General features: G+C 61.6%; 18 protein-coding genes. 7 read left to right on the top strand and 11 right to left on the bottom strand.

What is annotated here, in order from left to right; all coding sequences use genetic code 11:
- Positions 1-3 precede the first annotated feature (3 nt).
- The 5 genes from VGU25_18020 to VGU25_18040 all read right to left on the bottom strand — a co-directional run bounded on the left by VGU25_18020 (position 4) and on the right by VGU25_18040 (position 4,853).
- Positions 4-564, bottom strand: coding sequence for a DUF420 domain-containing protein (locus tag VGU25_18020; GenBank protein ID HEV2579108.1), 561 nt, complete (start codon positions 562-564; stop codon positions 4-6).
- Positions 565-570: 6 nt separating this feature from the next.
- Positions 571-1,479 carry a heme o synthase gene (cyoE, locus tag VGU25_18025; protein ID HEV2579109.1) on the bottom strand — a complete coding sequence of 303 codons (909 nt, stop codon included), beginning with the start codon at positions 1,477-1,479 and terminating at the stop codon, positions 571-573.
- Between the two features lie 134 nt (positions 1,480-1,613).
- A complete protein-coding gene (locus VGU25_18030; protein HEV2579110.1) occupies positions 1,614-2,813 on the bottom strand; it encodes an aminotransferase class V-fold PLP-dependent enzyme in 1,200 nt (399 codons plus the stop codon).
- Positions 2,810-3,664, bottom strand: a complete 855-nt coding sequence (locus VGU25_18035; protein HEV2579111.1) for a tryptophan 2,3-dioxygenase family protein — start codon at positions 3,662-3,664, stop codon at positions 2,810-2,812. Before VGU25_18035 ends, VGU25_18030 begins: the two co-directional genes overlap by 4 nt.
- Before the next feature lie 34 nt (positions 3,665-3,698).
- A complete protein-coding gene (locus VGU25_18040; GenBank protein ID HEV2579112.1) occupies positions 3,699-4,853 on the bottom strand; it encodes an acyl-CoA dehydrogenase in 1,155 nt (384 codons plus the stop codon).
- Between the two features lie 139 nt (positions 4,854-4,992).
- On the opposite strand from VGU25_18040, the gene VGU25_18045 reads away from it, so the two are divergent.
- Positions 4,993-6,009 carry a ComF family protein gene (locus tag VGU25_18045; protein HEV2579113.1) on the top strand — a complete coding sequence of 339 codons (1,017 nt, stop codon included), beginning with the start codon at positions 4,993-4,995 and terminating at the stop codon, positions 6,007-6,009.
- Positions 6,010-6,036: 27 nt separating this feature from the next.
- Positions 6,037-6,684, top strand: coding sequence for an HNH endonuclease (locus tag VGU25_18050; GenBank protein ID HEV2579114.1), 648 nt, complete (start codon positions 6,037-6,039; stop codon positions 6,682-6,684).
- A 51-nt stretch (positions 6,685-6,735) separates the two neighbouring features.
- Here the strand turns inward: VGU25_18050 and VGU25_18055 are convergent, their stop codons facing one another.
- From VGU25_18055 to VGU25_18070, 4 genes are read right to left on the bottom strand one after another with little or no spacing between them, the layout of a single operon-like run.
- Entirely contained in the window at positions 6,736-8,040 is a 1,305-nt protein-coding gene (locus VGU25_18055) for a glycosyltransferase family 87 protein (protein ID HEV2579115.1), read from the bottom strand.
- A 43-nt stretch (positions 8,041-8,083) separates the two neighbouring features.
- On the bottom strand, positions 8,084-9,589 hold the full coding sequence (locus VGU25_18060) for an L-serine ammonia-lyase (GenBank protein ID HEV2579116.1): 1,506 nt from the start codon (positions 9,587-9,589) through the stop codon (positions 8,084-8,086).
- A 48-nt stretch (positions 9,590-9,637) separates the two neighbouring features.
- Positions 9,638-10,555, bottom strand: a complete 918-nt coding sequence (locus VGU25_18065; protein HEV2579117.1) for a HEAT repeat domain-containing protein — start codon at positions 10,553-10,555, stop codon at positions 9,638-9,640.
- Positions 10,556-10,604: 49 nt separating this feature from the next.
- The gene (locus tag VGU25_18070; protein ID HEV2579118.1) at positions 10,605-11,576 is read right to left on the bottom strand and encodes a HEAT repeat domain-containing protein; all 972 of its coding nucleotides are present in this window, start codon (positions 11,574-11,576) and stop codon (positions 10,605-10,607) included.
- Positions 11,577-11,805: 229 nt separating this feature from the next.
- Between VGU25_18070 and VGU25_18075 the strand changes: the two genes are divergently transcribed.
- The 5 genes from VGU25_18075 to VGU25_18095 all read left to right on the top strand — a co-directional run bounded on the left by VGU25_18075 (position 11,806) and on the right by VGU25_18095 (position 17,675).
- Entirely contained in the window at positions 11,806-13,398 is a 1,593-nt protein-coding gene (locus VGU25_18075) for a YifB family Mg chelatase-like AAA ATPase (protein ID HEV2579119.1), read from the top strand.
- Between the two features lie 558 nt (positions 13,399-13,956).
- Positions 13,957-14,178, top strand: a complete 222-nt coding sequence (locus VGU25_18080) for a DNA-directed RNA polymerase subunit omega (protein ID HEV2579120.1) — start codon at positions 13,957-13,959, stop codon at positions 14,176-14,178.
- 230 nt (positions 14,179-14,408) lie between these two features.
- Positions 14,409-15,659 carry a transcription termination factor Rho gene (gene rho / locus VGU25_18085; GenBank protein HEV2579121.1) on the top strand — a complete coding sequence of 417 codons (1,251 nt, stop codon included), beginning with the start codon at positions 14,409-14,411 and terminating at the stop codon, positions 15,657-15,659.
- A 539-nt stretch (positions 15,660-16,198) separates the two neighbouring features.
- Positions 16,199-16,729, top strand: coding sequence for a hypothetical protein (locus tag VGU25_18090; protein HEV2579122.1), 531 nt, complete (start codon positions 16,199-16,201; stop codon positions 16,727-16,729).
- Between the two features lie 175 nt (positions 16,730-16,904).
- Positions 16,905-17,675: a hypothetical protein gene (locus VGU25_18095; GenBank protein ID HEV2579123.1), complete on the top strand. Its 771-nt coding sequence runs from the start codon at positions 16,905-16,907 to the stop codon at positions 17,673-17,675.
- Between the two features lie 6 nt (positions 17,676-17,681).
- Here the strand turns inward: VGU25_18095 and VGU25_18100 are convergent, their stop codons facing one another.
- On the bottom strand, positions 17,682-18,422 hold the full coding sequence (locus tag VGU25_18100; protein HEV2579124.1) for a riboflavin synthase: 741 nt from the start codon (positions 18,420-18,422) through the stop codon (positions 17,682-17,684).
- A gap of 235 nt (positions 18,423-18,657) precedes the next feature.
- Positions 18,658-20,262, bottom strand: a complete 1,605-nt coding sequence (locus VGU25_18105) for a VWA domain-containing protein (GenBank protein HEV2579125.1) — start codon at positions 20,260-20,262, stop codon at positions 18,658-18,660.
- Positions 20,263-20,342 lie beyond the last annotated feature (80 nt).

A 20,342-nucleotide genomic window follows, 5' to 3' on the forward strand; every position in this document is an offset into this window, starting at 1 on the left:
GTTTCAACGATAGGCGGCGAGCATCGCATAAACGACGACGCCGGAGACGGAGACATATAACCAGAGCGGCCAGGTCCAGCGCGCGACGCGACGATGAATCGGGAATCGGCCGGTGAGCGAGAGAAAGAACGTGATGAGAATCAGCGGCAGGCAGATGGTCGCAATGAGAATGTGCGGGGTGAGCAGAACCCACAGATAGATGGCGCGCGCTGTGGGATGCGTTTTTGGGAAAAGCAGGTCGCCATGCAGTACATGATTGGTGACGTAGGCCACCAGGAAGGCGCACGACGTGATGAATGCGCCGAACATGCTGTTGCGATGGGCGATGATGTTGCCGCGCCGGATGAAGCCGAAGCCAAGGAGAAGAAATACCGTACAGATTGCGTTGAGGACGGCGTCGACTGCGGGAAGAAACGCAAGGTGGGTGCCCCCGAGGTCGGTCGGTGGGTGGAAGTAGACGATCCAGGCGAGAAGCGCCGACGCCAGCGCGCTAACGGCGATGATGCTCCAGATGACGGAGGGCGGCGTGCGGTAGTTGGGATTCTGCGCGGTGAGCGTGGGCATCGTCGGTTAGAAGAGCAGACGCCCTTGCGCGTTGAGCGCCATCGCCAGCAGAAGCAACGGGAGGTACATCACAGAAACCTTCAACAGGTTGCGCGCGACGATGCGATTCTCCGGATCTTCGGGGTTGCGAGCGATGCGCGCGAAGCGAATCGTGGCGTAGAGGTACCAGGTGCCCAGCGCGAACGCGGCGAGTGCGTACGGTATGCCGGTGACGTGCAAATACGTGGGCCAGAGGCTGATGGGGATCATCAGCACGGCGTAGAACAGGGCCTGCAAGACAGAGCTGCGCGCCGCGCGCGTTACCGGCTGCTGGGTCGCAGTCACGCGAATTCCGGCCGCGCCGTAGTCCTTGCGGTACATCCAGCCGATGGCCATGAAGTGCGGAAACTGCCAGATGAACAGGATCGCGAAGAGTGCAATCGCGGGCCACTCGATGACCCCGCGTGCAGCGGTCCAGCCGATGAGCGGAGGAGCGGCTCCCGGAAACGCGCCGATGAAGGTATTGAGGCGCGTCATCCGCTTCAGCGGGGTATAGATGCCGACGTACGTCACGGCGGTCAACAGCGTCAGTGTGCCGGTGAGCAGGTTCGTCGTCCAGACGAGATACAGCGAGCCGAAGAACGTAAGCAGAAATCCTGTAATGAGCCCGGCGGCGAGCCCGATGCGATGCTGAGCCATGGGCCGCTGCGCGGTGCGCGGCATGCGGCGGTCGGTGACGCGCTCAAAGGCCTGGTTCAGCGCGCTGGATCCTGCGGTCACGAGCGCAATGCCGAACAGTGCCTGCACCAGGCTGAGGCTGAATGGGCTGATGCCCGAGCGCAGGCAGCCGAGGAAGTATCCGCCGGCCGCAGTGAGCACCACCATCGCGGACACGCGCGGCTTCGTCAGGATGAAGTAGTCCGAGAGCAGGGACACGCTGTGGCTGCGGGCGCGGGCTCGGACGGCCGTAGATGTGGCGGAGACGGACACCGTGCCTTAAGAGTACCGCGTAAGCCGGGTTGGCTGCACGACAGCCAGAATCGGTCGCCTTCCGCTGCGCCGCGAACGAATCAGGAGAGGACGACCTGGCCAACGGTGTGGGCCGCGTGGCGGAGCCCCGTGTCGGTCGAGAGCAAGTCGGGGCCCAGGCGAATGGTGTTTGGCCGGGCGTCCGCGTGAACACCGTGCTCGTGCAGCGTGTTTACAATCGCGCGCGCGTCGGGGTGATTCACGGTCAGAAAGCCGCCGTGAGATTCATTTCCACCGCGGGAAGTGACGCCAACTTCAGTGAGATAACGCTTCAGGCGCTGCAGCCGATCGAGCGTGTACGCGCGGATGCGATCCACGCCGACCGCCAGCGTGAACTGCTGGCCGGCGCGAGCCTGGTAGTAGGTGAACACGGCCGGTGTGGACTCGAGGAAGGCATCGCCGCCCGGAGCGAAGCGGGGAGGGTTCGGACGATCGAAGCCAAAGACCTGCTCTTTGGCAAACCAGCCGATATCAAGCGGGTGCAGGCCACTGTTGAGCGCCGCGGGCGAGAGATACAGGAATCCCGCGCCGGGCCCTCCGCGGAGGTATTTGTAGCTGCCGCCGATGACGAAGTCGGCTTGCATGGCGGTCACATCAACGGGGAACACGCCGATGGAATGGTAGGCATCGACGAGCAGGCGCGCGTTGTGCGCATGGCAGTGATGGGCGAGTCGATCGAGGTCTGGGACGAGCTGCGCGGTCATGAAGAAGACCTGCGGCAGGATCACGAGGTCCGCGCCGGCGGCGACGGCGTTCTCGATTGGCGTGAGATTGAGCCCGCCGTCCGGCTCGTGAACGGAGATGAGCTGCAACTGAATGCGCCCCGCGGCCGCATATTGCTTGACGATGACGTCAACTGAATCGAACTCGGCTGTGGTCGCGGTGACGCGCGGTATGCCGGGCATCGCGTTGAGCACCGTGCGAAGACCTTGCCCGGCTGAGACCTTGGGCACGATGCAGTCAGGACGCGGTGCGTTGATGATCTGCGCAATGCGGGCGCGGTGGTCTCGTTCAGCCTGCGTCCACTCCATCCAGGCGCCGCCGAGCTTTGTCTGCCAGAGCTGCGCAGCCTCGCGAACATCCTCTTCGGTTTGATCGAGCGGCCGTCCTAGCGAGTGGTTCTCGAGGTAGATGCCAGGCGCCGCAAGCGTGCGCGAGAACAGCGGAAAGATGTGCGTCGTGACGGACTCTTCGGTTAACGGGCCCGGGCCAAGCGCGGCGACGGCGTCTGCAATGCTCATTCTTTAGGCCCTTCAGTGCGTGATGTCAGCAACTCCGGAAAGAACGTGAGGTCGAGCGCTTGTCGCAGGAAGCTGGCACCGGATGATCCGCCCGTTCCCGGACGAAATCCAATAATGCGCTCGACTGTCTTCAGGTGGCGGAAGCGCCAGAGCTGAAAATATTCTTCGACATCCACAAGCTTCTCGCACATCTCATAAGCCTCCCAGTGGCGGCGGCTATCGGCGTAGATCTCGCGGAAGATTCGCACGATCGCGTCGTTGCGCGTGTACGGCCGCGACCAGTCGCGCTCTATCGCCTCGGCAGGAACCGCATAGCCATGCCGTGCGAGATAGCGCAGGAATTCGTCGTAAAGGCTCGGCGAATGCAGCGTGCGTTCGAGTTCTCGATGAATCTCCGGATCATGTTCGAAGACCTTGATTGTCGCCGCGTTCTTGTTGCCGAGCAGAAGCTCCAGCTTGCGATATTGAAACGACTGAAAGCCGGATGCATTGCCGAGCACGCCACGAAACTCCATGTATTCCGAGGGCGTGAGCGTCTCCAGCACCGCCCATTGCTCGAAGAGCTGCATCTGGACGAGTTTCACGCGCGAGAGAATCTTCAGCGTGGGCGGGAGGCGGTCGTGACGCAGATTGTCGATCGCTGACGTGAGCTCATGAATGAGCAGCTTCATCCATAGCTCCGAAACCTGGTGCTGAATGATGAACAGCAGCTCGTCGTGATGCTCCGGCTGCGAGAGGGGGTGCTGCTGCGCCAGCAGACCCTCGAGCGACAGATAGCCCGAGTAGCTCAGACGATTCGAGAAGTCACTGACAATCGATGCTTCGACGGTACGCTGATTTGTAATAGGCATCGTGGCACTCGCGCGTGAATTGTACGTGTGGCGATTAAGCGTCGGCGAGAACGATCTTCGCAATCGTGGCGAGTTGCATGAAGCTTGTGCCCTCGTAGATCTTGCCGATCTTCGCGTCGCGGTAGAACTTCTCGACGGGATAGTCCTTCACGAATCCCGCACCGCCGAAGACCTCGACGGCAAGCGATGCCGTACGTTCCGCCACCTCGGAGGCGTACAGCTTCGCCATCGCAGCCTCTTTGAGATAAGGCGCGCCCGCATCCTTCAACCGTGCGGCGTTGTAGACCAGCAGTCGTGCCGCCTCAATCTCGGTTGCCATGCGCGCGAGCTGGAACTGCATTGCCTGAAAATCGGCGAGCGCTTTGCCGAACTGCTTGCGCTCCTTGGCATATCGCGCCGCATGACGCCAAGCGCCAGCCGCAAGCCCCAGCATCTGCGCTCCGATGCCGATGCGGCCTTCGTTCAGCGTCTCAATTGCAATCTTGTAACCCTTGCCCGGCTCACCGAGCACGTTCGCCGCAGGTACACGGCAGTTGTCAAAGCGCAGCTCACACGTAGAGCTGGCGCGGATTCCGAGCTTGTCTTCTTCCCGACCGATCGTGAATCCCTGCGCGCCCTTCTCGACGATGAAGCAGGTGATCCCCTTGTAGCCGAGCGCCGGATCGATCGTTGCAAACACAAGATAGATCGACGACTCGAGCGCATTCGTGATCCACAGCTTCGCTCCGTTGAGTATGTAGTCGCCCGTCGCGTCATCACGCGTAGCCCGGCACTGCAGCGCAAAGGCATCGGAGCCGGACGCTGCTTCAGACAGTGCGTACGACCCGGTGGCCCTGGTGGCCAATGCCGGAAGATATTGTTTCTTCTGCGCGTCGGTCCCCCAGAGCAGCAGCGCGTTAATCACCAGCGTGTTTTGCACATCGACCAGCACTCCGACGGCAGGATCGACGGCCGAGATTTCCTCAACAGCCAGAACCGCCTCAAACAGCGTGCCCGCCGCGCCGCCGTACTGCTCCGGAATCTGAATGCCCATGAAACCGAGCTCGTGCAGCTTGCGCAGAAGGCCGGCGTCAAAGTGCGCCTGCTCATCCATCGTACGGACGAGGGGTGCGATCTCGGTTCGGGCAAAGTCGCGGACAGTGGAGCGAAAGAGCTGTTCGTCAGGAGAAAGCTGCGTAAGTGGTTGCATAGTATCGCGCCGAGTTTAGCGTAGCGAACGGGCATCACGCATGGTTCTCGGCCGTTTAGCGCGCGTCAAGCAAGGATTGCAGCCCAAACCCGGCAGAGCTATAATGCGCGCATAGGCACAGCTGGCGTTTCTTCGTGCGGTGCCGCGGGTGAGGTCCGTCTTCAGCGTAATCGTCGAGGATGTCCGGCTCGAAAACGGAGGGCCGCCTGGCCGCGAGGCAGGTGAGGCCGGTAGCTGGCGCGCTGTAACGCGCGTGCTCCGAAGTTGCAAGGCGGCGGTTGGTGGGGCTGTCGTCGACGTGACGAATGCTGTCTGGCCGGGCGATTGCCGTCTGTGCGGCGGGCCAATGCTCTCAATCAGCCGGGCAGGCGTTTGTGAGAGTTGTGTTGCGAGCGTAAAGCCGCAAGACGAGCTGTCCAACGTGCTCTGCAGCCGGTGTGGCGATGCGCTGGGAATGGAGTCCGCGCGGTTCGCTGCCGCGATGGGAACATCTGAGTGCACGATGTGCAGGCTGGCTCCGCCGGAGTTCGCGCGCGCTGTCGCCTATGCGGAGTACGACGCTGAAGTCCGCGAGATGCTGCACCTGCTCAAGTTCAACGGCGTGCGCGAAGTTGCCGGACATCTCCTCGGTGACTATCTCGCCCAAGCCATCCTCAAACTCGAAGGTGAGACGGCGCGCGAGCTGCTCGTGATTCCCGTCCCGCTCTTCGCGGCGCGCGAATGTAGCCGCGGCTTCAATCAGTCGAAGCTGCTCGCTGAGTCCGCCATGAAGCGCCTGCGCAAGCTGCGCCGCGGATGGAAGTTTCAGCTCGACACCAAATCATTCGCTCGCGTGAAGGACACGCATGCATTGTTTACTCTGCAGCCCCACGAGAGGCGTAAGAGTCTGCGCGGAGCTTTTCGCGTAATCGATGCGACACCAATACGCGGGCGCGAGGTGCTGCTGATTGACGACATCATGACCACCGGAGCAACGGCGCGAGAATGTGCGCGTGTTCTGCGCCGCGCCGGCGCGGCGAAGGTCTGGGTCGCGACGGTCGCGAAGGCGCAGCCGGAGAGTGTCAAAGTTCTCACTGCCGATCGTTTCGGCGAGGAGATGGTCGCGCGTTGGGATGCGGTGCCTGTGCAGACAACGGAGGCGCAGGCGAGTTTTTAGGCAATCGGAACCTTGGGGAGGGTTGTGATGCAGACGGGCAAGATGAGAGGGAAGCGCAATCGACACCACACCACGCAGCCGGTGCCCGGCACCGCGCGCGCGGAGGCGCTGGAGATTCGCTCGGGCGTGTTCAGACAACCGGCCATGCAGACGCCAGTGCTCGTGCTCAACGCAAGCTACGAGCCGATCAACATCTGTGGCGCCCGGCGTGCGCTGGTTCTGGTGCTCAAGGGCGTCGCGCGCACCGAGGAAGAGCAGGGAAGCATGCTGCATTCGCACCGCATGAATATCCAGATGCCGAGCGTGATTCGCCTGCTGGAGTACCGCCGCATTCCGCACCAGACGCGCGCTCTCAGCCGCAAGAACATCCTGCTGCGCGATCGCAACACCTGCCAGTATTGCCAGAACGTGCTCACGTCCGCCGAGCTGACTCTGGATCATGTGGTTCCGCGTTCGCGCGGCGGCCTCTCCACCTGGGAAAATCTTGTGGCCTGCTGCCGGGAGTGCAACCGCCGCAAAGGCAGCCATATGCTGCATGAGCTCCTGGATATGAAGCTACTGCGCGAGCCTCGCCCATTCACGCTGCACACCAGCCGCCACATCATGCGCATGATAGGCAGCGCGGATGCCGCGTGGAGAAAGTATCTCTACTTCGAAAACGAAACCGCAGCCTGATTCGCAAAGTAGTCCTGCAACGGAGCGCGGCGATCTGCCGCGCTTTTTATTTTATGGCGCCGGCTCGGTTACGCCGTTCGTGACATTCCGCGCCAGCCGCATCAGCACAAACAGCATCAGCAGCGCACCGAAGTACAGGTAGGACTGCAGCACATTCCAGCCGCGATGTGGCGCCAGAAAGTTCGTTGCAGTCAGCGCGTTCAGCGTGAGAAAACTCGCCAGCGCCAGCAGCCATGGTGGCCGCTGCTGCCAGCATCCATACGCAAACCACACCCACGCGGCAATCGCGAAAACGATGCCGTAGTGGTGCTCCCACGCCATCGGCGACGAAACCACAGAAGCCAAGCCGGTTGCTGCTAGATCAGCCGTCGATCCCCGCAGCTTACCCCATGGGAACACCAGCGCACCGCCAATAAGCACGAGCCCGGTGATCAGCGTGACGTGATAAACCCACGCGATATAAGGCGTGTACAGATGCGGCGTGTAGCTGATGTTTTCGCCATTGCCGATCACTCGATTCAGCGTGCCAAACATTGACTGGTTGCCGTAGTGCGATTGCGCCTTCCTGCTCAAGCTCGAGAGCACATGAATGTAATCGAGGTTGTTGTGCCAGCCGAAGACGAGCGTCGAGAATGCGATCAGCACGACAGCGCACACAAGAAACGCGACCGCGGCATTCCACCGTCGGCGCACAATCATCCAGATCCACAGCAGCCCATACTGCGGTTTCACGAACGCAAGCAGCGCCGCAACCACACCCGCCGATCGCTCGCGTCCTTCCGTCCACAGCAGCAGCAACGCTGCGAACAATAACGACAGAAACGTCTGCGCGTTGCCCAGCGCATATCCCTTGATGAGCGGATAGCAGCCGATGCACGCCAGCATCACCGCGACGATCGACTTCCAATCAATCGAAACGCCGCGCCTTCGCAGGAGCCGCTGCCCCATCCACAACGAGACCGCGCCCACACCGAGCACCGCGAGCCACGACGTCAACGCCAGAATCTTGAGAATCGCGGGCTCGCTCAGGCCGAGATTGCGCAGCGCAACGAGCGGCAGCAGGCTCGCCAGCGGGTAGATGAGCGTGTCATAAAGATGCGCGTAATAGATTGGTTCCGTTGGATGCGCCGCGAAATAATCGAGCGACTTCAGCATCGGCAGCCACGAATCGGTCCACTGCCGCACGTGCACAAACTGCAAAAAGTACTGCTTGATTCCACCTGGATTGCCCAGCCCTGCAACCCGGCAGATCGCCCACTGACCTCCATTCGCGAGAAACAGGCTGCCAAGCACAAACGTGAGCAGCCGCGTGCTGTGCGGGCGCGGCGAAGACTCGCTCGGCGAAGGAACACCCATTGCGCTCACTATAACAAGCGCGCTTCGACGCGCTCCCTCACCATCAACACTCGATGATGTTCAGCGCGAGCCCCGCCAGCGACGTCTCCTTATACCGAGACTGCATATCCATGCCCGTGCGGTACATCGTCTCAATCACCTGGTCCAGCGAAATCTTGTGCGTGCCTTGATCGTTCATCGCGAGCCGGGCCGCGTTCACAGCCTTCACCGCGCCCATGCCATTGCGTTCGATGCATGGAATCTGCACCAGCCCGCCGATCGGGTCGCACGTCATCCCAAGGTTGTGCTCCATCGCGATCTCCGCCGCATGCTCAACCGCGGCATTGTCCCCATTCAGCGCAGCCACCAGGCCACCCGCAGCCATCGAGCACGCCACACCCACCTCGCCCTGGCATCCAACCTCCGCGCCCGAAATCGATGCGTTCTCCTTGTACAGAATCCCGACCGCCGCGGCCGCAAGAAAGTAGCGCAGCAAACCCTGCTGCTTCTCGGCGTCGCTCAAATCCTCGCTCGCGTGGTGCAGGTAGTAGTACGCGATCGCCGGAATCACACCCGCGGCGCCGTTCGTCGGCGCGGTCACCACGCGCCCTCCAGCGGCATTTTCTTCATTCACTGCCATGGCCACCATGGTCACCGTGTCGAGCGGGGCCAGCGGATCGCGCGCCTTGTTTTCACGGTCGAGCCTCGCCGCGCGGGCTGCCAGCCCCGGCGCGCGCCGCCGCACATTCAATCCGCCAGGCAGTGTTCCTTCCGTCTGCAGCCCGCGCTCGATGCACCGCTCCATCGTGTGCCACAGCGTGAGAATCGCCGCCTCGATTTGCTGCTCCGGCGTCAGCGTTGCCATGTCCGGAGGCGCATCATTGTCAGGCCGCGCCGGCGAGACGATGCGGTCAATGCGCCGCGTGATCGACGGATCGCCCAGCAGCGAGACCTCATTGCGCAGGATCATCTCGGCAATGGAGAGCCCATGTTCCTCGCCCAGCCGCAACAACTCTGCCGCGCTCGAAAACGGATACGGCACATTCCTCTTTGCCGCTACTGACGAGCTCGACTGCTCGAACTCTGCGGCTGACAGGATGAAGCCCCCGCCAACCGAGTAGAAGATATCCGACGCAACCACATTCCCCGTCGCGTCGAACACCGTAAATCGCATGCCGTTCGGATGCGTCGGGTGCTGCGGGTCCGGATACATCTGATCGCGGTGAAAGCGAAGCTGCTCGTTCTCTCGGAACGCCACATCGCGTCGGCCCATCAGCTTCAGCTTGTGCTCCTTGCGAACTCGCTCGAGCATCGAATCGATCTGATCCAGCGCAACCGTATCCGGGGACTCACCCGACAGACCCAGCAACACAGCACGGTCCGTGCCATGCCCATGTCCCGTAAGCGCGAGCGAGCCGTACAGGTCGACGGTGATCGACTCCGCCCTGTCGAGAAGCTGTTGTGCGTCGAGCTCCCGCAGAAACCGCAGTGCTGCCCGCATTGGACCGACGGTGTGTGAGCTGCTAGGCCCGATACCGATCTTGAAGAGCTCGAAGAGGCTGGTGTTCATCCGTCGCTATTGTAGGCGTGCCGAACCGCGCGTGGCTTGTTCGATCTCCTACGTTCTGACTCGGGCGCCGCGCGCGCAGTTGATATACGCTGCTGCCGCAGTCAGCCGCACCGGCAGCTTCGGGTCGCTGAAGAGTTCACCCAGTGACTTCACCGCCGCGGCGTCGTGGCGTTGCCCCAGCGCCTTTGCGGCTGCTGCACGCACTGCCGCATCCTTGTCATCCAGCGCGTCCATCAACTCCGCGTCGATTCCCCGCGCATGGCTCTCCGCAAGCAGGTTGATCGCCGCTGCTCTGGATGCATCACCGCCGCTCTTCCGCATATATTCCACTGCCCTGATGCCGAATCCGAACGGCCCAAGCAGCAGCGACGCACCGTCTGTTGCTCCCATCATTGCGAGCTCGCCCGGATGATGCAGTTCGTGATTCACATCATTTTTCGCGCCATGCATCAGCCCCGGCGTTGCCTTGCGATCACCGTCGGCCACGGCCTTCAGCACCTCTTCGCCGGAGCGGTCGCCCATCTTCCACATCGTCGCTGCCGCCGTAAAGACAATCTGCGGCTCTGAATCCTTCAGCCGTTCACGCAGCGCCGGAAGCAGCGCGCGATTCTTCGTCTGTCCTGCTGCGAGGATTGCCGCGGTACGCACCTCCATGTCGGGGTCATTCATTCCTTCGCGGATCATCTTCGCCGCACGCGCGTCCGAACCCATCGTTCCCAGCGCTGCCATTGCGCTGATGCGTGTCACGACAGCTTTGTGCGTCGCTGTCGCCAGCATGTTCCATGCAGACTCAACGCTCGCCGACGCCGCCTTCACCTCCGGCTCCTCAGCCTCTTGGACAGGCGTGTTCGATCCGACGATCATTGCGTCGGCGTGTGTCACTACTTTTTGTGCCGAGGATCGCGCACTTGTGAAGACAAAAGGAAACAAAACGGCTAGCGTGACGAGCTTGCGCGAGGCGTGCATCCGATCCCTCGTTTCTAAAGACGAATTCGTACGTCAGGCCCGGGAAGCTCTAGAACTCGCACTCTGAATCCGACGGCGTCGGAATGTTGTGAATCGCCCGCAGATAGGTCGCCGCTGCGGTCAGCCGCACGGCCAGCTTGTTGTCGCCGAACATTGGCTGCACCAGCTTGGCCGTGTCATCGCCCGTCCAACGGCCCAGGCCCTTTGCCGCCGCGGCTCGCACAGCTGGTTCGCCGTCGGTCAGGTCCTGCACCAGGACCTCGTGAACCTGATCGGTATGCTGTTTCGCGAGCTGATCGATAGCGGCCGCTCGTGGCGCGGCTCCGCTGTCCTTATTCACCATCTCGATCGCCTTCAGCCCAACGCCGAATGGACCCAGGAAGTATCCCGACCCCTGATTGACGGCAATCATTGCCATCGTCTTCGGACTGTGCAGATCCTTCGCGGCTTTGTGTTTCTCGCTCTTGATCAGTCCCGGGGCAGCTTTGTGGTCGCCCAGAGCCACCGCCGTCAACAGGTCCTGCCCTGCTTCGTCATGCATCTTCCACAGCGTGATCGCGGCGGTGTAGGCGACAAGGGAGTTGTCGTCGTCCAGCACGCGTTCGAGCGGCGGCAGTAATTTCGGGTTCTTCGTGAGTCCGGCAGCCAAGACGGCCGCGACGCGCACGTCATAGTCCTTGGCAGTGAATCCCTCTTCGATCAGCCGCGCCGCACGCTCGTCATTGCCCATCGTCCCCAGCGCCGCCATGGCCTGGACGCGGTCATGCGCCGGTCGTCCCGGCCCCGCTGCATCCGTCAGGATCGACCACGCGCGAATCTCGTTCGGCTCGAAGTTCTGTCCCTTTTCCTCTGGCTGACGCTGGTCCCGTGGCGGGGGCGCGACTTCCTGCGGCTGCGCCTGCTGGACGGGCGCGGGCTGTTGCTGCGGCGGAGGCGTCGGAGTGGTGTCCTGCGCATGAACCGGCCCGAAAGTAAGGCCGGCCAAAAGGGCGAAGCAAACCGTCGAGCGACGTGCGTTCATAGGCTCCTCTGTCCTAAACCTCGGCGCTCGCCCCGACGGTAACAGGGTGCGCAAAGTTCATAAGAATACAGATACTTACGACGCAGAAGGATTGACTGCGGTTGTTTCCTGACCAGATGAACTTCGCGTCAGACACGGACGGAAGTGGTACCCCGGCTGCTCAGCTTGCGTTCCTGGCAGTGCTAGACTGAGCGCACTTTCCGGGCTCAACGGGCTCTGCAGGCGGGACATGCTGTTCAAGACGCGCAGCGCTGCGGTCTACGGGATCGACGCGCACCTGATCGATGTAGAAGTAGACTTCTCGAACGTTGCACAGAAAGAAGAGACCTTCAGCGTCGTAGGCCTTCCCGACGCCTCCGTTCGCGAGAGCCGTGACCGCGTTCGCTCAGCCATCAAGAACTCCGGCTTCGACCTTCCGCCCACCCGTATCACCATCAATCTCGCGCCCGCCGACCTCAAGAAAGAGGGCTCCGGCTTCGATCTCCCCATCGCTGTCGGCATCCTGGGAGCTTACGGCGGCCTCGCAATTGCCGACATTAGCGACTTCGTCCTGGTCGGCGAGCTCGGCCTGGATGGGAGCATTCGCGCCGTTCAGGGCATGCTGCCTATCGCCATCGCCGCAAAAAATGCAGGCATCCACCACCTCATCATCCCGGCCGCCAACGCGCGCGAAGCCGCCGTCGTGGATGGCGTCAGCGTCTACCCCGTCCGCAGCCTGCTCGAGGTCCGCGAACTCCTCAACTCCGCCGCACATGGGCCGGTCAAGGCTGAGCCTCTCCGCGTTGAATCCCGAGCGCTGCTTGAAGAAGCCCTCGACCACATCGCCGACTTCCGCGACGTCCGCGGCCAGCATGTAGCCAAGCGAGCGCTTGAGGTCGCCGCGGCCGGTGGCCACAACATCCTCATGATCGGTCCACCTGGCTCCGGCAAAACCATGCTGGCCAAGCGCCTGCCGTCGATCCTCGCGCCCCTGCGCTTCGAAGAGGCCCTCGAGACCACGAAGATTCACTCCGTCGCGGGCGTCCTCAACAAGGACGAGGGCCTCGTCACCCAGCGGCCCTTCCGCTCGCCTCACCACACCATCTCCGACGCGGGCCTCATTGGCGGCGGCATGGTCCCGCGGCCCGGCGAGGTCAGCCTCTCGCACAACGGTCTCCTCTTTCTCGACGAGCTCCCCGAGTTTCCGCGCAACGTCCTCGAGGTCCTCCGTCAGCCGCTCGAAGACGGCAACGTCACCATCGCCCGCGCGGCCATGTCGCTCTCGTTCCCCGCGCGCTTCATGCTCGCCGCGGCCATGAACCCCTGTCCCTGCGGCTACTTCAACGACAAGAGCCGCAACTGCATGTGCACGCCGCCCATGATTCAGCGCTACGTCTCCAAGGTCAGCGGCCCTCTGCTCGATCGCATCGACATCCACATCGAGGTCCCCGCCGTCCAGTACAAGGAGCTCCGCGGCGGACAGGCCTCCGAAGGCTCGAGCGAGATCCGCACCCGCGTCATGAAGGCCCGCGAGCGCCAGCACACCCGCTTCCTCGAATCCGAAGCCCGCACCAGTGGAAGTCCGCGTGCGGCGAGTCGCGCTGTCTATTCCAACGCGCAGATGACCACCAAACAAATTCGCACCCACTGCGAGCTCTCCAGCGACGCCGAAAAGCTGCTCGAGCGCGCCATGCAGCAGCAGGGCCTCAGCGCCCGCGCCCACGACCGAATCCTCAAGGTCGCCCGCACCATCGCCGACCTGGACGACTCGCAGGGAATCGCTGTGAAGCACATTGCCGAAGCGATCCAGTACCGCACGCTCGACCGCAGCTACTGGGCCTAGCTCCTTCCCCGTTCCCCGACGAACCCGAGTAGTCACACGTTTGCCTAAATTTCTACCCACCCTGCTATCTGCCTGAAAACAGGCCAACTCCTTGCGAGTAGGTAAATTTCTACCGTTTTTGGGAGGCCAGTCGCATTACTGTTCAAAAAAAAGGATTGACTCGTCCCGCCAGTGACGATAAGGTGCTTTTTGTGAACGCGGCAAACCGGTGAGTTTTACTGGCTGGCGCGCTCATCTTCCCCGCGGAACGGGTGGCCGTTCCGGAATCAGCCAGGCAGTGAATCGGGACTCTCTGATCTTGCGGAGGGTATCTTCTCCGCGGGGCCGGTCGTCTGCTGTGTGTTGGTTTGTAACTTGTTGAAGCGCAGCAACTTAGAAAATTTGATCCGGCATCGGAAACGGATGCATCCGTTCCCGGCCGACTGCGTCTAACCAGATGAGGACCTGCGCCGGCCTGCGACCGGCGGGACTCAATCCACGACGTAGGCCACGCAGAGTGGAGCTCAGCAGCTCGAGGGCAGCCACCTAAGACTTTCGCAGAGGAAAGAGAGAAACTTCATGCGCTCAGATCTTATTTTTGGAGCCCTCACTCACGTGAACAACCGCTACCAGCTGTGCCAGCTCGCGTCGAAGGCGACTCGCAAGCTCCACAAGCCCAACACCCGCCTCCAGGACACCACCAACGAGGTGCTGGACCGCTTCAAGGACTCCGTACCCATGGGTGTGGTTAGCTCCGAGGAACCCATCGAGACTGTGGCATCGGTTCGCCGCGCGGCCTAAGGCCGCCGCGGCGGCCCGCGCCGTCCCCTGGCCGTGTTTTCCTCCGGTCGAATTTCACATCTGTGATACTGTAATCACGTCCCTCCAGTAATACCCCTGTAACTTCCCCCGCTTACATCCCTCCGCGTCACGCTCTTTGCTCTGCCCCCGAGCCTGGAGTCTCTGCACCGCACCAGTATCTCCGCAATACCAAAATCCCTCCTAAAAAGAACGAAAGTCCACACGACCCCATGACAATCACCGAGTTGAAAGAAAAGAGCATTGCCGAGCTCGGCAAGCTCGCCCGCGGCCTGGAGATCCCTGGCACCAGCGCACTCCGCAAGCAGGACCTCATTTTCAAGATCCTTCAGGCGCAAAGCGAGAAGGAAGGCCACATCTTCGCCGAAGGCGTCCTCGAGATCCTGCCTGACGGCTACGGCTTCCTCCGCAGCCCCGACTACAACTACCTGCCCGGCCCCGACGACATCTACGTCTCGCCATCGCAGATCCGCAAGTTCGATCTGAAGACCGGCGACACCATCTCCGGCAACGTGCGCTCTCCGCATGAAGGCGAGAAGTACTTTGCGCTGGTCAAGATCGAAGCCATCAACTTCGAGTCGCCCGAAGAGACCCGCAACAAGATTCTCTTCGACAACCTCACGCCGCTCTACCCGCAGGAGCGCATCAAGATGGAGACCGTGCGCGAGGGCATCAGCGGCCGCGTGATGGATCTCCTCTGCCCCATCGGCAAAGGCCAGCGCGGTCTGATCGTCGCTCCGCCGCGCACTGGCAAGACCGTGCTCATGCAGGCCATCGCGAACTCCATCACCGCGAACCACCCCGAGGTCGTCCTCATCGTTCTGCTGATCGACGAGCGTCCCGAAGAGGTCACCGACATGCAGCGGTCTGTGAAGGGTGAAGTGATTTCGTCGACGTTTGACGAGCCGGCCGCGCGTCACGTCCAAGTTGCCGAGATGGTTATCGAGAAGGCCAAGCGCCTCGTCGAGCACAAGCGCGACGTCGTCATCCTGCTCGATAGCATCACCCGTCTCGCACGCGCCTACAACACCATCGTTCCGCCTTCAGGCAAAGTTCTCTCCGGCGGTGTCGACTCCAACGCGCTGCAGCGGCCGAAGCGCTTCTTCGGCGCGGCCCGCAACATTGAGGAAGGTGGCAGCTTGACCATCATCGCGTCGGCCCTCATCGACACCGGCTCGCGCATGGACGAGGTCATCTTCGAAGAGTTCAAGGGCACCGGCAACATGGAAGTCATCCTCGACCGCAAGCTGGTCGACAAGCGCGTCTTCCCGGCCATCGACATCCAGCGCTCGGGCACCCGCAAGGAAGAGCTGCTTATCCCCAAGGACGACCTGCAGCGCACCTGGATTCTGCGCAAGGTCCTCAATCCGCTCTCGCCTGTCGAAGCCATGGAGCTTCTCTCCGACAAGCTCGGCAAGACACGCAACAACCAGGAGTTCCTGCACAACATGAGCTCGCTCTAAGCAGCCATGAGCTCGGTTTTATAGCTGAGCTCCAGTGCACGAAGCAGCAAAGGCGCGGCGCGGAGGCCGCGCCTTTCTGTTTCTGCACCGCAGATTGAACGCCGTTCTCGCACCGACGACGGGATCCAATCGGTCGGTCCAAAGATGGTCGCCGGAAATGTCTAGATTATTCCTCACAGCGGAGCGTCGATATGGTTTACTTGTTACGCTCTCTGGTTAGAGCGGCTTTGCCTCGGATCAAGGGCAGAGAAGCAACATCCGCGGGCGAACCTTCCCTGGGTCACCGGCCCTGCTTACGACGGACAATTTTCCGGACTCATCAAATCGATGCTCGCTTGCCCGAACATCGGGATTTCTATGCCCCTGGTTTCAGTGGTGTGCTGGCGCGTCAGATGGAACAACAGGATTTCATGCAGCGCGTCGGGCTGCGACCCCGCTTCCACACACGTTTCCTCGTTCCATGCGAAACCCCAAAGCGAGCCTTAGCGAACTCAACTGAACTTGACTTCATTCGAAGTCAACGTAAGGAGATCGACACCATGATCAGCAGATGGAAGTGGATCAACGCTGTTGCCATCATCTTTGTTTCGTTTTTCACAACCGTTTCCGTCCGCGCCCAGGACGCACAGCCCTGTTTTGACCTTGCCAGTCTGCAAGGGAACTACACAATCATCGGTACGTACGGCGCAAACGTCGCCATCGCACTTGCCAAGCGCAACATAGACGGAAAAGGCAACCTTACCGGGACATTCATCGTGAATGAACCCCTTGCCGGATCCACGACTGGGCAACGAAACATCGTCTCTGGAACGCAGGTCGGGACGCTCACCGTAAACTGCGACGGCACCGGAGTGGTGACCCGCGTTCTCACCGTTGGCACAACCCAGACAGAGCAATTCGATGATTTCGTGATCACGCACGCGATCATGGAAAACGGACATCTGATCGCCACATCTGTCACCGATGCACAACGAACTCCATCCACCATCGTGGCGGGCGGGATCTTTCTGACCAGGGTCTGGACTCGGATACCGTCGCATGGAGGTCAACCTTGGGGTGGACAGCGATAGCCGGTGGCGCGCAGGTACTCCGCTCCGAAGATCTGCAGCACGGTATAAATTTTGGGCCGTTGCGCGTCTTGAATCCATTTCTGCAGAACTGAGCCACCGAGCCACGCAACGAGCCTTTCTCTTTCCTAATGCAGAACTTGCCCGCTCGCGCTATGCTGTTGCGCGAGGTGAACGGATGCGGTTGGCTCACGTTGAAGTCCTGTTCGCACTTTCCCTGGCTCTGCCGGCGCTCACGGCCGCGCAGACGGCGAACCAGATCATGCCGCCCAATTACCCGGGCGTGCAGACGCGCATAGCTGGCATCTACGTAACGCCGATTCCCAACTTCCCATTTTCTGCCGAGGTCGAGATCGTCTCGCACCTTCAGATGCCCGACGGCAGCGACCATGTGGTCATGACGACCAACCACATCGCGCGCGCATCTTCAGGCCGCATCTACAACGAGCGTCGCCGCCTCGTTCCTGCAGGGTTCAAGGGCACACCCCCGCTGATCGAATCCCACATCTACGATCCATCCACCCGGCAAAACATCTTCATCAACCCGTACCTGCACCTCGCGCGTGAGATGACGCTGCGCGCTCCTCTGCCGACTCCGGCAGGCTTGCTTCCGCCGCAGCAACAGCGCAAACTGCCTGGCGTGACCGAGACCGACCTCGGAACCCAAATGCTCGACGGCGTCGAACTCCACGGCACGCGCAAGCAGCGAACCATTCCTGCGGACTTCAGCGGCACCGGCAAACCGGTCGTGATCACCGATGACTACTGGTACTCACCGGACCTGGCTATCTACATGACCATCCGCCACGACGACCCGCGCACCGGAGAGCAACTCGTCGCCGTCACGCACATCGACCGCACCGAGCCGGCGGCAGAGACCTTCGTCGTTCCGCCGGAAGACAAGCTCGTCGACGAGACCACTGACAACTCGCCAAGAGCGCGACAATAACGTCGGCTAATACCCGTTCTCGAGCAGATACTCCGTCGTCAGCCAATTCGTTACGGGCTTCGGAGCGTCCGCAACTTCAACCGGCGCATCGACCGTTTGGGTCAGATCTTGTGCCGCCAACTGCTGCGCGGCATACTTCGACAGCACATCGGTCTCGATATTCACCGTCTCGCCGGCCATCTTCGCGTGCAGGTTTGTGCTCTTGTACGTGTGCGGGATGACCGCAATTTCGATGCGCACCGTGCCGTCCGGCTCCGGCTCATGAATCTTCGCCACCGTGAGGCTGATGCCGTCGATGGTGATCGATCCCTGCGGAATCACCTGCGCGGCCAGTTTCGCCGGCAGCTCGATCGTCATCCGCCAGTCCGCCGTCGCCGCATCGGGACGCAGCGGGGCCAGCGAGATCAGTTTTCCGGTGCCATCCACATGCCCCTGTACCACGTGGCCACCCAGCGGCGCGCCGGCGGGGGTGGGTAGCTCCAGGTTCAGCAGGGCGCCGGGCTGCAACTGTGCCAGGCTCGTGCGCTCTATCGTCTCCTGTGCGAGGTCTGCGGCAAAGCGGCCCGGGTGGGGCTCGTTCGCGTCCTCGATGTCCAGCGCCGTGAGGCAGACGCCGTTCACGGCGATGCTGTCGCCAATCTTCCACCGCCCTGCGAGCTGCGGCGCCGCGACCACCAGCCGCATTGCGCCGCCGGTGGGCTTTACGGCCAGCAGCGTTCCCGTTGTTTCGATCAGTCCGGTGAACATGCGTCTAGGGTAACGCGGCGGTATTGGCGGTCGAGCCCCCTCCCCTGTCCTATTTGTGCAAAATCTTCATTCAATTGGACTTAGGCTTGGACTTTTTGGGCAAAGTCTTGATTCCAGATACTTTACTTGTAAAGTATCTGGAATCACCAGGTTGAGCCGGGAGAGACGAGGCAGCTGGCAGATGGCCTTACGTTACCCCCCCTTGCGCGGAAGCGGGTTTTGTCAAGTCTGGGCCTTACGGGTTCGCGTTCGCAGCCCCGATTACTCCGGTGGCGGCATCGCGGACAACAAATCGGACCCGATCGGTGAATGGCGGAACTGTCATCGGAAACGCGAAGCTCACCCGCGAGTCGGGCTTGATCACGTCGCTGGCCGCCAGTTCCTCCTTCATCTCCGCCGCGTGCTGGGCCGTCTCCTTGCCTTTGGCGTTGTAGCAGACCGCCAGGATGGTCACCTCGGCCAGCCGCGAGCCGCCCGGCTGCTCTGTGAACTTCAGATCGTTCGCATTCACCATCACCGTGTAGCCTTTCTTCGAGCGCTTCGCATCGGTGTGCAGTCCGGTGTAGGGCATTGTCGTGCGCGCCGCGCTCATCAGGTCATATTTCACATCGTTGGCCTGCTTTGCCTTCGGAGCCAGCGCCACTTGAGCAACCGGCGCCTGCGGCGTGGCGAAGTACCCTTCGCGCGTAATCACACGCAGCCCTGGCACATTCACCGTCACATGGATTTTCCGGAACGGCTGCGCAGCGTCGCTGTCGCCGCTCGGCGCATAGGAGAGTGTGTAGTACTCCGTTCCTTCCGTCGACACCTCGGCCACCTGAGCGTCGAGGTCATTCCGTCCGCCAATTACGCGGCCTCCGGTGTTATCTGCAAAGGTATCCATGCCCATGTTGTCGCCGAAGTCGCCGATGGCGCTGCCCGACGAGCTTACGTTCGACGGATCAATCGTGTCGTCGGTCGGATCGTCGGCCTTGAGCGGACCGCCCGGATCGATGATGTAGAGCGTGACTCTCTCTTGCAGCATCCTGTCGGTAACCTGCTTGATCGCTGCGACCACCTTGTCGTGGTCCTTCTCGCTCATATTGTTGAGGTCGTAGGCCTTGTTGTAGCCAGTTCCGACCCAGATCACGTTCTTGCGGCCGGGAATTCCGGCGACACTCTGCGCGATCTGCAGCATCGCACCGAGCGTCTTGACCAGCCCGTTTTCTGATCCGCCTGCGCCGCCATTCAGAGTGTTTACGATCTGCGTGAAGTCGAGGTCTGCGGTGTGTTTCTCGACGCTCTCGAGCAGATCTGCGCGGCTCTGCGTGTAGTCGTGCAGGACGACCACCCTCGAGTAGCCGGCTGCGATGAACAACGTGGGCACAGGAAGCACGGGAGGCTGCGCTTTGAGGTACTTCTCCATCATCTGGCGCGCGTAGGCAAGCTGATGGAACGGTGTGTCCACCTCGTCAAAGACCAGCACATTCACCGGAGCCTGCCCGATCTTCGGCAGGTCGGCGACGCTGTGCACCAGGTCGGCTGTGCCGCCGGACGGCATCGCATGGGCCGATGGCGGATCGAAGTTGCGGATGGTTTGGGGAGCTTTGTCTTCGGTGATGGTGAACTGGGATCGGTCGAGGTTGGTGACCGGCTTGCCGTTGTGGTCCAGCACGACAACGTCGAGAACGACGAGCCGCGAGGTGACGGAGATCGTGCCGGCGGGGTTCGCCTGATCGCTCTGGGGAGCTTGAGCCGGTGCGGAGACGGCGGCGATCCCGAGGCATGTGACGCACAGGATTGCCAGTCGTGACCTACGCTGCAACCCAAACCTTTTCATGAGCATGGTGAATGTACGCATGGAGACATTTCGAGGACGCCACCAAGTGTCTAATCCAGCAAGCTTTCTCGCAATACCACGTTCCCGATAGACTTGGAGGT

The organism is Acidobacteriaceae bacterium, assembly GCA_035944135.1.
Lineage (GTDB): Bacteria > Acidobacteriota > Terriglobia > Terriglobales > Acidobacteriaceae > Granulicella.